The sequence below is a fragment of the Amycolatopsis heterodermiae genome (assembly GCF_034929455.1).
Classification (GTDB): Bacteria; Actinomycetota; Actinomycetes; order Mycobacteriales; family Pseudonocardiaceae; genus Amycolatopsis; species Amycolatopsis heterodermiae.
Map to the genome: position 1 here is coordinate 379295 of NZ_JAYFSI010000003.1, position 14962 is coordinate 394256.

General features: G+C 72.4%; 15 protein-coding genes. 8 read left to right on the forward strand and 7 right to left on the reverse strand.

Annotated elements, in window-relative coordinates:
- Positions 1-3 precede the first annotated feature (3 nt).
- The 6 genes from VA596_RS17615 to VA596_RS17640 are packed head-to-tail and all read left to right on the forward strand — an operon-like array spanning position 4 to position 4452.
- Complete coding sequence (locus VA596_RS17615) at positions 4-672, forward strand: response regulator transcription factor (protein ID WP_323328410.1); 669 nt, start codon at positions 4-6, stop codon at positions 670-672.
- Positions 673-675: 3 nt separating this feature from the next.
- Entirely contained in the window at positions 676-2061 is a 1386-nt protein-coding gene (locus VA596_RS17620; RefSeq protein WP_323328412.1) for a sensor histidine kinase, read from the forward strand.
- On the forward strand, positions 2058-3002 hold the full coding sequence (locus VA596_RS17625) for a TAXI family TRAP transporter solute-binding subunit (protein WP_323328414.1): 945 nt from the start codon (positions 2058-2060) through the stop codon (positions 3000-3002). The genes VA596_RS17620 and VA596_RS17625 overlap by 4 nt, the downstream gene beginning before the upstream one ends.
- Positions 3003-3018: 16 nt before the next feature.
- The gene (locus tag VA596_RS17630) at positions 3019-3444 is read left to right on the forward strand and encodes an acyl-CoA thioesterase (protein ID WP_323328416.1); all 426 of its coding nucleotides are present in this window, start codon (positions 3019-3021) and stop codon (positions 3442-3444) included.
- 4 nt (positions 3445-3448) lie between these two features.
- A complete protein-coding gene (locus VA596_RS17635) occupies positions 3449-3916 on the forward strand; it encodes a tRNA (cytidine(34)-2'-O)-methyltransferase (protein WP_323328418.1) in 468 nt (155 codons plus the stop codon).
- A 23-nt stretch (positions 3917-3939) separates the two neighbouring features.
- Positions 3940-4452 (forward strand): hypothetical protein, encoded by a 513-nt coding sequence (locus tag VA596_RS17640; RefSeq protein ID WP_323328420.1) that lies wholly within the window; start codon positions 3940-3942, stop codon positions 4450-4452.
- A 36-nt stretch (positions 4453-4488) separates the two neighbouring features.
- Here the strand turns inward: VA596_RS17640 and VA596_RS17645 are convergent, their stop codons facing one another.
- The 4 genes from VA596_RS17645 to mobA form a co-directional block, all read right to left on the reverse strand.
- Entirely contained in the window at positions 4489-5469 is a 981-nt protein-coding gene (locus VA596_RS17645) for a VWA domain-containing protein (protein WP_323328422.1), read from the reverse strand.
- A complete protein-coding gene (locus VA596_RS17650) occupies positions 5466-6410 on the reverse strand; it encodes a DUF58 domain-containing protein (RefSeq protein ID WP_323328423.1) in 945 nt (314 codons plus the stop codon). The genes VA596_RS17645 and VA596_RS17650 overlap by 4 nt, the downstream gene beginning before the upstream one ends.
- A gap of 7 nt (positions 6411-6417) precedes the next feature.
- The gene (locus VA596_RS17655; RefSeq protein ID WP_323328426.1) at positions 6418-7491 is read right to left on the reverse strand and encodes an AAA family ATPase; all 1074 of its coding nucleotides are present in this window, start codon (positions 7489-7491) and stop codon (positions 6418-6420) included.
- A gap of 161 nt (positions 7492-7652) precedes the next feature.
- A complete protein-coding gene (gene mobA / locus VA596_RS17660) occupies positions 7653-8189 on the reverse strand; it encodes a molybdenum cofactor guanylyltransferase (RefSeq protein WP_323328428.1) in 537 nt (178 codons plus the stop codon).
- 29 nt (positions 8190-8218) lie between these two features.
- On the opposite strand from mobA, the gene VA596_RS17665 reads away from it, so the two are divergent.
- Complete coding sequence (locus VA596_RS17665) at positions 8219-8632, forward strand: DUF1801 domain-containing protein (protein WP_323328430.1); 414 nt, start codon at positions 8219-8221, stop codon at positions 8630-8632.
- On the opposite strand, the gene VA596_RS17670 is transcribed toward VA596_RS17665, so the two are convergent.
- Together VA596_RS17670 and VA596_RS17675 are read right to left on the reverse strand one after the other, a co-directional pair.
- Positions 8611-9321, reverse strand: a complete 711-nt coding sequence (locus VA596_RS17670) for an SAM-dependent methyltransferase (RefSeq protein WP_323328432.1) — start codon at positions 9319-9321, stop codon at positions 8611-8613. The two genes, VA596_RS17665 and VA596_RS17670, sit on opposite strands and share 22 nt — an antisense overlap.
- Before the next feature lie 43 nt (positions 9322-9364).
- Complete coding sequence (locus tag VA596_RS17675; protein WP_323328881.1) at positions 9365-10681, reverse strand: NlpC/P60 family protein; 1317 nt, start codon at positions 10679-10681, stop codon at positions 9365-9367.
- Between the two features lie 328 nt (positions 10682-11009).
- On the opposite strand from VA596_RS17675, the gene acnA reads away from it, so the two are divergent.
- Positions 11010-13841, forward strand: a complete 2832-nt coding sequence (gene acnA, locus VA596_RS17680) for an aconitate hydratase AcnA (RefSeq protein WP_323328434.1) — start codon at positions 11010-11012, stop codon at positions 13839-13841.
- 354 nt (positions 13842-14195) lie between these two features.
- On the opposite strand, the gene VA596_RS17685 is transcribed toward acnA, so the two are convergent.
- A complete protein-coding gene (locus VA596_RS17685; protein WP_323328435.1) occupies positions 14196-14903 on the reverse strand; it encodes an MgtC/SapB family protein in 708 nt (235 codons plus the stop codon).
- Positions 14904-14962: the final 59 nt, after the last annotated feature.

Consider the following 14962-nt stretch of genomic DNA (forward strand, 5'->3'; position numbering starts at 1 on the left):
GGGATGGCCGTGCGCGTGCTCCTCGTCGAAGACGACGCCGGGGTCGCCGGCGCGCTCGCCGAGTCGCTGCACGCGCGCGGTCATCCGGTCACCAGCGTCGGCCGCGGCGCCGACGCGCTGCACCGCCACCGCGACGCCGACCTCGTCCTGCTCGACCTGGGCTTGCCCGACATCGACGGCCTCGACGTGCTGCGCAAGATCCGCGCGGTCTCCCCGGTCCCGGTGATCGTGCTGACCGCCCGTGGTGACGAGCGTTCGGTCGTGCGCGGCCTGCGTCTCGGCGCGGACGACTACCTGACCAAACCCGTGCGGCTGGCGGAACTGCTGGCCCGGATGGACGCCGTCGCGCGGCGCGCGGTCGCACGGAACGCCCCCGCCGGTGACGTGGTGCACGTCGAGGACGTCGAGATCGACCTGGCCGCGCGCCGGGTGCGGGTGGCGGGTGCGGACGTCGCGCTGACCACCAAGGAGTTCGAGATCCTGGCCGTGCTCGCCGCGCGCCTCGGCACCGCGGTCAGCCGCCAGCAGCTGATGGACGAGGTCTGGGGTGACGCCTACCTCGCGGTCTCGCGCTCCCTCGACGTCCACCTCACCGGGCTGCGCGCCAAGCTGGACCGGCCGGGCCTGCTCACCACGATCCGCGGCTTCGGCTACCGGCTCGGCCGGGACTGACCCGTGCGCACCCGCCTGCTGGTGGTCCTGGTCGCCCTGGCGCTGGCGGTGGTGGCCGCGTTCGCCGTGCCGCTGCTGCTTTCCACGGCCGAGCAGCGCACCCAGGAGCTGGTCATCTCCCGCACCGCCGACGTCGACCGGTTCGTCGTGCTGGCTCAGCAGGCCGTCGACACCCGGGACCCGGCCGCGCTCAACGCCGACGCGACGCGCTACGCCGATCTCTACGGCGAAGGCGTCGTCATCGTCGACGCCCGGCGCCTGCCGCTGGTGCAGGCGGGCGGGCTGACCGCGGCCGATCCCGCCGTGCACGCGCTGGTCGAGGCGACCATGCGCAACGAGCCGGGCCCGCGGGTCGACCGGCTCGGGCCGCTGTCGACCGAACCGGCGTACTTCGCGCGGCCGGTCGGGACCGGGACCCGGGTCGCCGGCGTAGTCGTGCTGCGGGCTTCGGTGACGGCGGCCGCCGCGGACGTCGCCGCCCGCTGGGGGACCATCGCCGCGGGTGCGCTGCTCGTCGCGGTCGTGTTCGTGCTGCTCGCGGTGCTCCTGGCCCGGTGGATGGTGCGGCCGCTGCACGAGCTGGAGACCGGCGTGCTGGCCGTCGCCGCCGGGCACCGCGCGCACGTCCCGGAACGCGCCGGGCCGCAGGAACTGCGGTCGCTGGCCGCCGAGGTCAACCGGATGTCCGAGGCCGTGCTCGAAGCCGCCGACCAGCAGCACCGGCTCGTCGCCGACGCCTCGCACCAGCTGCGGAACCCGATGGCCGCGCTGCGGCTGCGCGTCGACTCCCTGGCCGGGCAGGCCGAGGGCGCCACCTACCGGGCGACGGTGGCCGAGGTCGAACGCCTCGAGAAGCTGCTGGACGGTCTCCTGGCGCTCGCGCTGGCCGAGAGCACCGCGACGCGCGTGGCGGCCGGGTCCGCCGACGAGCCGTGCGACCTCGCGGCCGTGCTCGCCGAGCGCGTCGACGCCTGGCGCCCGGCCGCCGACGACGCCGGGGCGGCCCTCGTCCCGCCGCCGAGCCACGACGAGCCCGTGACCGTCCGGTGCCCGGAAGGTGAGCTCGCGCAGATCCTGGATGTGTTGCTGGACAACGCCGTCCACTACGCCGGACGCGGCGCGAAGATCACCACGGACTGGGAGGCCGGCGCCGAAACCGCGACGCTCGTCGTCCGCGACGACGGCCCCGGACTGTCCACAGAGGACCGGGCCCGGGCGACGGAACGCTTCTGGCGCGCGGGCGGCGAAGGCGCGCCACGCGGGACCGGGCTCGGCCTCGCCATCGCGCACCAGCAGGTGCGCACCCGCGGCGGCGTCCTGGAGCTGCGCCAGGCCGAGCCGCACGGCCTCGAAGTGCGGGTCACCCTGCCGCTGGCGGAGGGGCCATGACGATCACGCGGCGCACCGCGCTGCTCGGCGGTCTCGGCCTCGCGCTGGCCGGGTGCTCGTCGTCCGGGTACACCGGTCCCGAGCGGACGCTGACCATCGCCGCCGGTGAGCGCGGCGGCTTCTACCTCGCCTTCGCCGAACTGCTGGCGACGGAGCTGAGCAAGGCGGAACCGCGGCTGCACGCCACCGCAGTGCCGACCGAGGCGAGCGTCGCCAACGTCGACCTGGTGCGAACCGGGCGGGCGGACCTCGGGCTGGTGCTCGCCGACGTCGCGCAGACGGCGATCGGCGGCGGCGCGCCGTTCACCGGGAAGGTGCCGCTGCTCGCGCTCGGCCGCGTCTACGAGAACTACCTGCAGCTGGTGGTGCGCGCGGACGGCCCGGCCCGGCGGCTCGCCGACCTGGCCGGCCGCCCGGTGTCGCTGGGCGCGGGCGGGTCCGGCGCGGCCCAGCTGGGCGAGCGCGTGTTCGCCAAGGCCGGAGTGGTCGTCGACGCCCGGCACCTGCTGTTCGACGACGCCGTCCACGCGCTGGCCGACCGGCGCGTCGACGCGATGCTGTGGTCCGGCGGGGTGCCGACGCCGAAGCTCGCGGACCTCACCCGCACGACGCCGATCGCGCTGCTCCCGCTGGATGCGCTGGTCCCGGCGCTGCGTGGCACGTACGGGCCGGTCTACGACCAGGTCCAGGTGCCCGAAGGCGCCTACCGGGGCGTCGGCGCGCTGGGCACGATCGGCGTGGCGAACCTCCTGGTCTGCTCCCCCGCCCTGCCCGACGACGTCGCCGCCGCGGTCGTCCGGCTGCTGGTCGAGCGGGCGACCGACCTGGTGCCCGCGGAGGCCGTCGGGACGCAGTTCCTCGACGTCCGCACGCTGATCGGCACCCAGCCGGTGCCGCTGCAGCCCGGCGCGGCCACGGCCTACCGGGCGCTGCACGGCTGACCGCTAGATTGGCCCGGTGACCGAACCTCGCCGCCCGATCGCCGAGATGCCGCTGCGCGTGCGCTACCACGAGTGCGACGGCCAGGGCATCGTCTTCAACGCCCACTACATGGCCTACGTGGACATGTGCGCTTTCGAGGCGGAGAAGGTCCTGTTCGGCTCCCACGACGAGTTCCTCGCCCAGCGCACGGACGTCGTGGTCGCGGAGGCGAACCTGAAGTTCCGCGCGCCCGCCCGGTACGACGACGCACTGGTCGTCTCCCAGTACCTGAGCCACCTCGGGACGACGTCGATGATCCACGACTTCGAGATCCGCCGCGGCGGCGTGCTGATCAGCGAGGCAACCGTGCGCTACGTGTTCATCGACCCGGCGACGCTGCGCCCCGCCGCACCGCCCGACGCCGTTCGCAAGGCGTACGCCGGTTTCCTCCCCGAGAGCTGAGCCGATGTTCCGCGTTCTCTTCTACCACCCCGAAATCCCGCCCAACACGGGCAACGCCATCCGCCTCGCGGCCAACACCGGCTGCGAGCTGCACCTGGTCGAACCGCTCGGGTTCACCTTGGAGGACAAGCAGCTGCGGCGCGCCGGGCTCGATTACCACGACCTCGCACGGGTGCACGTCCACGCGGACCTCGATGCGGCGTGGCAGGCGCTGCTGCCCGCGAAGGTCTACGCGTTCAGCGCGTCGGCTTCCCGGCTGCACGTCGACGTCGTCTACACGCCCGGCGACGTCCTGCTGTTCGGGCCGGAGTCGGTGGGGCTGCCCGCCGACGTCCAGCAGGCGACGGAGGTCACCGACCGGGTGCGGCTGCCGATGCTGCCGACCAGCCGGTCGCTCAACCTCGCCAACACCGCGGCGATCGCGATCTACGAGGCGTGGCGGCAGAACGGGTTCGCCGTTCCGGAGGCGTGATCGGCGTCCGGTAGGTTCGCCCGGTGCGACAGCAATTCCTGGGGGCGCTCATCGGCGCCGCGTTCGGTGCCGTGTTCGTCCTGGTCAACTCCGGTGACCCGCTGCCGGCCGTGGCCGGCTGGATCCTGCGCGGCCTCGCGATCCTCGCGCTGGCCGCCGTGGTGGTCGTCGGGTTCCGCGCGGGCGGGCGCCCCACCCTGGACGACCGGCCGATGTTCGGGCCGAGCTACCGGGTGATCGTCATCGGCGAGGTGGTGCTGCTGATCGCCGGGTTCTTCGTGCTCAGCCTGCTCGACGCGCCGGTGCAGGCCAACGTCGCGTGGATCGCCACGATCGTCGGACTGCACTTCGTGGCCCTGGCGTCGGCGTGGAAGACCCGCTCGATCCTGGTGGTCGGCGCGGTCCTGACGGTGCTGGGCGTGGTCGGCCTGGCGCTGCTCGGTTCCGCGGCGCTGCCGTGGGTCCCGTTCGTGAGCGGCACGCTCTCCGGCGTCACCCTCCTGGCGGGGAGCCTGTACGGCGTCCGCCGCGCCTGAAAAGGCGGCACTTTCCCGGGAAAGTGCCGCCTTCGCTCAGGGGAGCCGCTGGCCGTAGAACAGGCTGGCCGCGGCGCCCAGCATGAGGATCAGCGTGCCGACCACCAGCCACGGCTTGCTCGCGTCGGCGTCCTTGATCTCGTAGCCGATCTGCTCGCCGAGGTCGCCGTAGACCTTCTTCAGCTCTTCCGCGCTCGCCGCCTTGTAGAACTCGCCGCCCGAGAGCCGGGCGATCTCGCGCAGCGACTCGTCGTCGACGCTCACCGGCTGGGCCTTGCCCTCGATGTCGACCGAGCCGTGCGTGGTGCCGAAGGAGATCGACGAGATCGGGACGCCCGCCTGCTTCGCCGCCTGCGCCGCCGTGTAGCCGCCGCGGGCCGCGTACAGGTCCTCCGGGACCGTCTGCTTGCCGTCCGACATCAGCACTATGCGCGCCGGCGGCGGGCCGTCGGCGCCGCCCACGACGCTGGAGAAGCTCTCCACCGACTGCAGGGCCGCGAAGATGCCTTCGCCGGTGGCCGTGGACTGCGCCAGCTTCAGGTTCTCGATCGCCTTGATGACGCCGTTGCGGTCGGTGGTCGGGTTGACCAGCACCGTCGCCGTGCCCGCGAAGGAGATGAGCCCCAGGTTGATCCCCGGGGTCATGTTCTGCGCGAACTGCGTCGCCGCGTCCTGGGCCGCCTTCAGCCGCGTCGGCGCGACGTCGGTGGCCTCCATCGACAGCGACACGTCGATCACCAGCATCACGGTCGCCCGGTTGCGCGGCACCTTCTGCTCGGCGGTCGGGCCGGCCAGCGCCACGGTCAGCACCAGCAGCGACAGCACGATCAGCACCGCCGGCACGTGCCGGACCCAGCCCTGGCTCTTCGGCGCGACCTTCTCCAGCAGCTCCAGGTTCGCGAACCGCATGGTCCGCTTCCGGCGCGCCCGCTGGGCCAGGACGTACCCGATCGCGACCGCGGCGACCGCGATCAGCAGCAGGAACCACCACGGCGCGGTGAAGCCCGTCAAGCTCACGCGACACCCCCCGACCAGCGCCGCTTGCGGGCGACGACGAACCGCACCATGTCGGCGATCCAGTCGCCGTCGGTGCGCAGCGTCAGGTGCGCGGCACCCGCTCGCCGCAGGCCGGCCGCCACCGTCTGCCGGTGGGCGTGGGCCGCGGCCCCGAACTCCTTGCGCAGCAAGGCCGAAGCGTGCACTTCGCGCTGTTTCCCTGTCTCCGGGTCGGCCAGCACGACGGTGCCCACCTCGGGCAGGTCGATGTCGCGCGGGTCGAGGACTTCGATCGCGATCAGTTCGTGCCGCCCGCCGAGCGCGCGCAGCGGCCGCTCCCAGGTGGGCTCGCCCAGGAAGTCCGAGATCACCACGGCCAGGCCACGGCGGCGCGGCGGCCGGCGCAGCGCTTCCAGGGCGTCGGCGAAGTCGCCTCGGGTGCCTTCGGGGGCCCGCGGGGTCGCGGCGATCTTGCGGACCAGCCCGCGGGCGTGCGCGAGGCCGCCGCGAGCGGGGACGCGAGTGGTCTCGGCGCCGTTCGACAGCAGCGCGCCGATCCGGTTGCCGCCGCCCCCGGTCAGGTGCGCGACCGCCGCGACCGCGCAGACCACCAGGTCGCGCTTCTCGCACAGGGCCGTGCCGAAGTCGAGGCTCGCCGACAGGTCGGCGACCACCCAGGTCTCCAGCTCGCGGTCGGCCACCGTCTCGCGGATGTGCGGGGTCGTCGTGCGGGCGGTGACCGCCCAGTCCATCCGGCGCACGTCGTCGCCGGGCTGGTACGGCCGCGCCTCGCCGGGCTCGGACCCCGGCCCCGGCACCAGGCCGAGGTGGTTGCCCTGGAGCAGCCCGTCGAGCCGGCGGCGGACGTCGAGCTCCAGGGTCCGGAGCCCGGCCTCCATCCGGTCGCCGCGCAGGATCGGCGGCGCCCAGGAAGGGCGTTCGCCCTTGTCCTTCTTCGCCATCGCCGGGTTACCTGACCGGCGCGCCCGCCGGGACCGGGCCGCCCTGGCCGGTCCCGGCCTGCGGCCGGGCCGAGACCTGCGGCAGCGGCACGGTCTGCAGCACGCGGGTGATGATGTGGTCGATGGGCACGCCGTCGGCCAGCGCGTCGTAGGACAGCACGAGGCGGTGGCGCAGCACGTCCGGCACGACGTCGACGACGTCCTGCGGCAGCACGTAGTCACGGCCACGGACCAGGGCCAGCGCCCGTGCGGCGGCGATGATGCCGAGGCTGGCGCGCGGCGACGCGCCGTAGGACACCCAGCCGGCGACGTCGGCGAGGCCGTGCTCGTTCGGCGTGCGGGTGGTCAGCACGAGGCGGACGACGTAGTCGACCAGCGCGTGGTGCACGAAGACCTGCGACGCGACGCCCTGCAGCCGGACCAGCTCGGCCGGGCTGAGCACCTCGTGCGGGGTGGGCGGGGTGACGCCCATCCGGTAGATGATCTCGCGCTCCTCCTCGGCGGAGGGGTACTCGACGAGGATCTTGAACAGGAAGCGGTCGCGCTGCGCCTCCGGCAGCGGGTACACGCCCTCGTTCTCGATCGGGTTCTGCGTGGCCAGGACCAGGAACGGGTCCGGCATCGGGAACGTCTGCCCGCCGATCGAGACGTGCCGCTCGGCCATCACCTCGAGCATCGCCGACTGCACCTTCGCCGGTGCGCGGTTGATCTCGTCGGCGAGCACGAAGTTCGCCACGACCGGGCCGAGCTCGACGTCGAACCGCTCGGCGCCCTGGCGGTAGATCCGGGTGCCCAGGATGTCCGCGGGCACCAGGTCCGGCGTGAACTGCACGCGCGAGAACGAGCCGCCGACGACCCGGGCGAACGTCTCGACGGCCAGGGTCTTCGCGACCCCGGGCACGCCTTCGAGCAGCAGGTGGCCCTTGGCCAGCAGGCCGACCAGCATCCGCTCGACCAGGCGGTCCTGGCCGACGATGATCCGCTTGACCTCGAACACGGTCCGCTCCAGCAACTGGGCGTCCCGCGCCGGCGTCGCGGCCTGCTGGCCGTTCCCGCCCTCGGCGTAGCCGGGCTCGGTCACTCTGCCTCCTCATAAGTCCGTGCGCCGCCCCCGCGACGTTGATCACGCGGTGCGACCGTACTGCGTCCCCCGGTGGTTCGTCCGCCCGGCACGCGGACGCACGCGTAGGCCCGTGCGAGTAGCCAACACCGTGCCCGGTGTGACATCTGTGAAGCACCGCGTCAGGACGGGCGGTCCAGGTCCTCGGGGGTGTCGGTCTCCCCCGGCTCGGCCGGGACGTCGACGATGTCCAGCGCGCCGAGCGTCCGCCGCAGCGCCGCGTTCGCCAGGTCCTCGGGCAGCGCGGCCCGCAGCGCCGCGACCCGCCAGACGCCGAGCAGCCACTGCCGGGCGCCCGCCGCGTCGACGAGCACCGCGCCGTCGGCCCCGCCGACCGCGGCGACCAGCCGGTCCACTGTGGACCGGCGGACCCCGGGCTGGTCGGCCGCGAGCACCGCGACCGCTTCGACGTCTTCGGGCACGAACGCGAGCCCGGCCGCCAGCGCGGCGACCGGCCCGGTGCCCGGCACGGGCTCCCGGGTCCACACGACGTCGAAACCGGGGCGCCGCGGGCCGACGGCGATCACGCGTTCAGCGCCGTCGAGAGCGTGGATCGCGCGGGCCAGCAACGGCTTGCCGCCCACGGCCGGGGCCCGCTCGTCCACACCGGACGGTCTGCGGGCCGGCCTGCCGGCCACCACGATCCCCGCGTAGCGCATCCGGCGAACTTTAGCCGCATACTCGGCCCATGTCCTACACCGTCGAACCGCGCGTGGACGCCTACATCGACGCCCTGCCCGGGTGGCAGCAGGCGATCTGCCGCGAGGTCCGCGAGCTGGTCCACGCGGCCGACCCCGAGGTGACCGAGACGATCAAGCGCACCCGGCAGCCGTACTTCGTGCTCGAGGGCAACATCTGCGCCCTGCTCGCAGCGAAGGACCACGTCAACGTCTTCGTCTACGACGGCGGCATCGTCCCCGACCCGGACGGCATCATCACCGCCGGGCACGACAACAAGACGGCGCGGACGGTCGCCTTCCGCGAAGGCGAACCGATCAACGCGCCCGCGCTGACCGCGATGTTCCGGCAGATCATCGCCAACAATCGCGCGGGTGGCTGGCGCAAGCTGAAGCGCGAGACTCAGCGGCCCAGCACGAGGTAAACGAGCCCCAGCACACCCCGGTAGTCCCCGACGTACTGCCGCTGCCGTTCGTCGAGCCAGGCACGCACCTCGGGCGCCCGCGGGTCGGCGGGGTGCGCCAGCAGCCACTCCTGCCAGGCGCGGCGCGACGACGACTCGAAGTCGTCCCATTCCAGCTGGTCGGCGGTGCTCAGGTGCAGCACCCGCCATCCGGCGGCATCCACGGCGTCGAGCAGGTCCGGCAGGGTCAGCGTGTCCGGGCCGAAGATCTCCGCCGCCGCCGGGTTCGGTGGAGCGGCCCAGAAACCGTCTCCGTAGAGCAGACGCCCGGACGGCACCACTCGCGCGAGCCCTTCGAGGGCAGCCTTCGTCGAGCCGAAAGCGTGGGCGGCACCAACGCAGAACGCCCGGTCGGCCGGTCCGCCCCAGCTCGCCGCGTCCGCCTCGGTGAACTCGACGTCGACCCCGCGTTCCCGGGCCGCCGCGCGACCGCGTTCGAGGCCGGTCACGTCGGTGTCGACGCCGGTCCCGCGCAGCCCGGGCGCCCGGCGGAGCGCCCGCAGCAGCAGTTCACCCCAGCCGCAGCCGAGATCCACGAGGTGGCCCGCGCCGAGGTCCATCCGGTCGAGCAGCAGTTCGGCGTGGGTCTCGGACAGGGGCGTGTTCCAGCGCAGCCGCGTGCGGCGCAGTGCGTTCAGTTCGTCGTCCACCGGGCGATCCTGGCGGCTCGCAGGCGACGGCGTCGAGCGGGTTTCAGCCGACCAGGCGGGTCGCGTACGGCATGATGCCGCCGTAGCGCACCGGGGCGACCCGGACGCGGAGCCCGGACTGCGGGGCCTCGACCATCTGGCCGCCGCCGAGGTACAGCGCGACGTGGTGGATGCCGCCCGCGCCGCCGTAGAACAGCATGTCGCCGCGGCGCATCTGGGACAGCGGGACGCGGCGGCCGGCCGTGTACTGGTAACCGCTGTAGTGCGGCAGGGACCGGACGCCCGCGAAGGCGTAGATCATCAGGCCGGAGCAGTCGAAGCCGATCTTGTTGTAGTCGCCGTAGCGGTCGGCGACCCCGCCGTCGCGGATGCCGCGGGTCGCGCCGCTCGCGTTGCCGCCGCCCCAGGCGTAGGGCATGCCGAGCTTGGACAGGGCGCGGGCGATCACGGCTTCGATGGACGCGCCGGCCGGGGCCGAGGGCGCGGGCCCGGCGGACGGGCGGCCACCGCCGCCCCCGGACGAGCCGAGCGCGGCCTGGCGGGCGCGCTCGTCGTCCTCGCGCTGCTTCTGGGCGAGCCAGTCCTGGTAGCGCTGGCGCTGCCCTTGCAGGCCGTTGACCTTGGCCTGCGCGGTGTAGAGCTGCTGCTCGACGCTCGACTTGTTGGCTTCGAGAGCCGAATTCTGCGTCTGCTGGTTGTCCTGCGCAGTGACGGCGGCGGTCTGGGCGGCGTCGGCGCCGTCCTTCGCCTTGCGCGCGGCGTCCTGCTTCTGCTGGGCGATCTCCGCGGCCTTGCGGGCCGCGGAGTCCTTGTTGGACTTGTCGGTCTGCGCCTGCTGGAGCCGGTCGAGGGCGTTGAGCCGGTCGCCGCCGACGGCGTCGAGCAACTGCGCGCGGGCCAGCATGTCCTTGGGGCTGTCGGCACTCAGGTACGCCGAGAGCGAGCCGACCGTGCTGCCCTGCTGGAAGCTGGCGGCGGCGAAGGTCTTCAGGTCGTTGCGGGCCTTCTCGATCGCCGCGGCCGCCGCGTCCGCCTGGGTCCGGGCGGCCTTGGCGTCGTTCTCCGCCTGCGCCGCGGCGTCCTGGGCGGACTGCAGGTCGACCAGGGCCTTGTTGGCCTCTTCCTGCTTCAGCTCGACGTCGTCCTGCAGCTGCGACAGCTTCTGCTCGGCCTGGGCCAGCTGGTTGGTCAGCCGGCCGACCTCACCGGCCTTCGCGTTCGCCTGGGCCTTGCTCGAGTTCAGCTCCGAGTCGCTCGGATTGGGCGGCGGCGGGGGCGCCGCGAGGCCCGTGCCGCCGGCGCCGAACAAGATCACCAGGGCGAGCGTGCTCACGGTCAGTCCACGGCGCCCGCTCGGCACACACCAGCCCCTGCGCCGTTCCGGCACGACCGCCACCTCCGCTCACCTGCGCACATCGCGCGTCACTGCAGTCACACCACTATCACAAGCCTCAGCGGAAACTTACACACCGTAGGCACCAATTCCCCTTATTGAGGGACCCCCGCCGCGGATGGCGCAGCCCACACCGCGTGTCGTCTTGTCCCTCAAACAGGACACGCGTACTGTTTGAAGCACCGCGAGGTGTGCCATCCCGAATCCGGTCCTACGGTGAGGGTGCGCAAGACTCGCCTCACCGAACCCGACCGAACTGACCCGGGACTCGACCGCCGCACCGGCGCGGAAGTCCATGCCACTGGAGTTAGACGTGACCGCACCTGCCAGCAAGGACAGCTTCGGCGCCAAAGACACGCTGAAGGTCGGCGACGCCTCGTACGAGGTGTTCCGCCTGAACAAGATCGAGGGCGCCGAGCGGCTGCCCTACAGCCTGAAGATCCTGCTCGAGAACCTGCTGCGCACCGAGGACGGCGCGAACATCACCGCCGACCACATCCGCTCGCTTGCCTCGTGGGACCCGAAGGCCGACCCGTCGATCGAGATCCAGTTCACGCCGGCCCGCGTGATCATGCAGGACTTCACCGGCGTCCCCTGCGTCGTCGACCTCGCCACCATGCGCGAAGCGGTCACGGACCTCGGCGGCGACCCGGACAAGGTGAACCCGCTGGCCCCGGCCGAGCTGGTCATCGACCACTCCGTGATCATCGACGTCTTCGGCCGCCCCGACGCCTTCGAGCGCAACGTCGAGATCGAGTACGAGCGCAACCGCGAGCGCTACCAGTTCCTGCGCTGGGGCCAGGGCGCCTTCGACGAGTTCAAGGTCGTCCCGCCGGGCACCGGCATCGTGCACCAGGTCAACATCGAGCACCTCGCGCGCACGGTCATGTCCCGCAACGGCCAGGCCTACCCCGACTCCTGCGTCGGCACCGACTCGCACACCACCATGGTCAACGGCCTGGGCGTGCTGGGCTGGGGCGTCGGCGGCATCGAGGCCGAGGCCGCCATGCTGGGCCAGCCGGTGTCGATGCTCATCCCGCGCGTCGTCGGCTTCAAGCTGACCGGCGAGATCCCGGCCGGCGTCACCGCCACCGACGTCGTGCTCACGATCACCGAGATGCTGCGCCGCCACGGCGTGGTCGGCAAGTTCGTCGAGTTCTACGGCGAGAGCGTCGGCCAGGTCCCGCTGGCCAACCGCGCCACCATCGGCAACATGAGCCCCGAGTTCGGCTCCACCGCGGCGATCTTCCCGATCGACGAGGAGACCGTCCGCTACCTCAAGCTGACCGGCCGCTCGGCCGAGCAGGTCGCGCTGGTCGAGGCCTACGCCAAGGAGCAGGGCCTCTGGCACGACGCATCGCACGAGCCGGCCTTCTCCGAGTACCTGGAGCTGGACCTCTCGACGGTCGTCCCGTCGATCGCCGGCCCGAAGCGCCCGCAGGACCGCATCGAGCTGTCGGACGCGAAGTCGTCGTTCCGCAAGTCGATCCACGACTACGTGGACGGCGAGGACGTCACGCCGCACACCAAGATGGACGAGGCCTCCGAGGAGTCCTTCCCGGCCAGCGACTCCCCGTCGCTGTCCTTCGCCGAGGACGACGCCGCGCCGGTCACCTCCTCGGCCGCGAACGGCGCGTCGGGCCGTCCGAGCAAGCCGGTCAAGGTCTCGACCTCGGACCGCGGCGAGTTCGTGCTCGACCACGGTGCCGTGGTGATCGCCTCGATCACTTCCTGCACCAACACCTCGAACCCGTCGGTCATGCTCGGCGCCGCGCTGCTCGCGCGCAACGCCGTCGACAAGGGCCTCGCGGTCAAGCCGTGGGTCAAGACGTCGATGGCGCCGGGCTCGCAGGTCGTCACCGACTACTACACCAAGGCCAACCTGTGGCCGTACCTGGAGAAGCTGGGCTACCACCTGGTCGGCTACGGCTGCACCACGTGCATCGGCAACTCCGGCCCGCTCTCGGACGAGATCTCCGCGGCGATCCAGGAGAACGATCTCACCGCGGTTTCGGTGCTCTCGGGCAACCGGAACTTCGAAGGCCGGATCAACCCCGACGTGAAGATGAACTACCTCGCGTCGCCGCCGCTGGTCATCGCGTACGCGCTGGCCGGCACGATGGACTTCGACTTCGCGAACCAGCCGCTGGGCCAGGACGCGCAGGGCACCGACGTCTTCCTCAAGGACATCTGGCCGACGGCGCAGGAGATCCAGGAGACCATCGACTACGCGATCACGCAGGAGATGTTCACCAAGGACTACGCGGACGTCTTCGACGGCGGCGAGCGCTGGAAGTCGCTGCCCACCCCGGAGGGCAAGACCTTCGAGTGGGACGCCGAGTCCACCTACGTGCGGAAGCCCCCGTACTTCGAGGGCATGACGCCGGAGCCGGCCGCGGTCACCGACATCTCCGGCGCGCGGGTGCTGGCGAAGCTGGGCGACTCGGTCACCACCGACCACATCTCCCCCGCCGGCGCGATCAAGCCGGGCACCCCGGCCGCGCAGTACCTCACCGAGCACGGCGTGGACAAGAAGGACTTCAACTCCTACGGCTCGCGGCGCGGCAACCACGAGGTGATGATCCGCGGCACCTTCGCGAACATCCGGCTGCGCAACCAGCTGCTGGACGACGTGCAGGGCGGCTACACCCGCGACTTCACCCAGGACGACGCCCCGCAGTCGTTCATCTACGACGCGGCGCAGAACTACGCGGCGGCCGGCACCCCGCTGGTCGTGCTGGGCGGCAAGGAGTACGGCTCGGGCTCGTCGCGCGACTGGGCGGCCAAGGGCACCTCGCTGCTGGGCGTGCGCGCGGTGATCACCGAGTCGTTCGAGCGGATCCACCGCTCCAACCTGATCGGCATGGGCGTCATCCCGCTGCAGTTCCCGCAGGGCGAGTCGGCGGCGTCGCTGAAGCTGGACGGCACCGAGACGTTCGACATCGCGGGCATCACGGCGCTGAACGACGGGGACACCCCGCGCACGGTGCACGTCACCGCCACGAAGGCCGACGGCACGAAGGTGGAGTTCGAGGCGGACGTCCGCATCGACACCCCGGGCGAGGCGGACTACTACCGCAACGGCGGCATCCTGCAGTACGTGCTGCGGAAGATGACGCAGGCGTAAGGGTTTCCGCTTGTACGAAAGGCCTCCCCGCCGGTCCCGGCGGGGAGGCCTTTTTCGTTACCGTTGCGGCATGGGGGAAACAGCGATCTGGCGTACGAAGAGAGCGGCCGATGGCAGAGGTGACTCACCGAAGCCCTCGGATTCCTTTCCCACCACGAAGATCTGAAGCACCTCCTTCGGCGGCCGGGTGTTCCTCGTCTTCGCGCTGGCGTATCCGGACCGGGGTGGGCGGGCTGGTCCTGAGTTCGCCGGGGATCAGCGGCATGGAGTTCCGTGACCCGTTCGTCCTGGACCTGCTGGCCGAGACGGCCGCCGCGGCCCGGGCGTTCCGCGAGCTGCTCGGGGAGTTCCTCGCTACACCGTGACGGCGTCCCAGCGCACGCTCGACACCGCGGGCTCCAGCGACAGCCGGGACACCGCGGACTCCATCTGGGCGTCGTCGCGCTCGTCGGCGGCCAGCTCGGCGCGGACCTCGACCGTGCGGTCCTCCGGGCGGTCCGTGCTCAGCACCGACAGCAGCCGGAAGTCCGTGCGTGCCAGCGCTTGCACGAGCAGGGCCCGGACGTGGGCCTCGGAGTCGTCGCGGGTCACCGCCTGGAACTCGTAGCGCGCCGGGGTCTCGTCGCCCGAGTCCGGGCGGCGGTCGACGACGCGGCCGAGCGGCCGCAGCAGGACGTTCACCCCGACGACGACCACGGTCCCGGCCAGCGCCACGGCGTACAGCCCGGAGCCGGCGAGCGAGCCCACGGCCGCCGAGCACCACAGCGTCGCCGCGGTGTTGAGGCCGCGGACGTTGAGGCCGTCACGCAGGATCACGCCGGCACCGAGGAACCCGATGCCGGAGACGATCTGCGCGGCCACCCGCGTCGGGTCGGCGTCCGCGCTGCTCGCGAGGCCGCCGAAACCGTGCGCGGACAGCAGGACGAACAGCGTCGCGCCGACCGCGACGAGGGCGTTGGTGCGCAGCCCGGCCATGCGGGCGCGGAACTGGCGCTCGAACCCGATGACGGCGCCCAGGCCGACCCCGGTGCCCACGCGCAGCAGCATTTCGAAGATGGTCATGATCCGTCTCGTTTCCGGCGTGCGCGCACTGCCGGACAGAGGGCGGCCGGACGAGATCA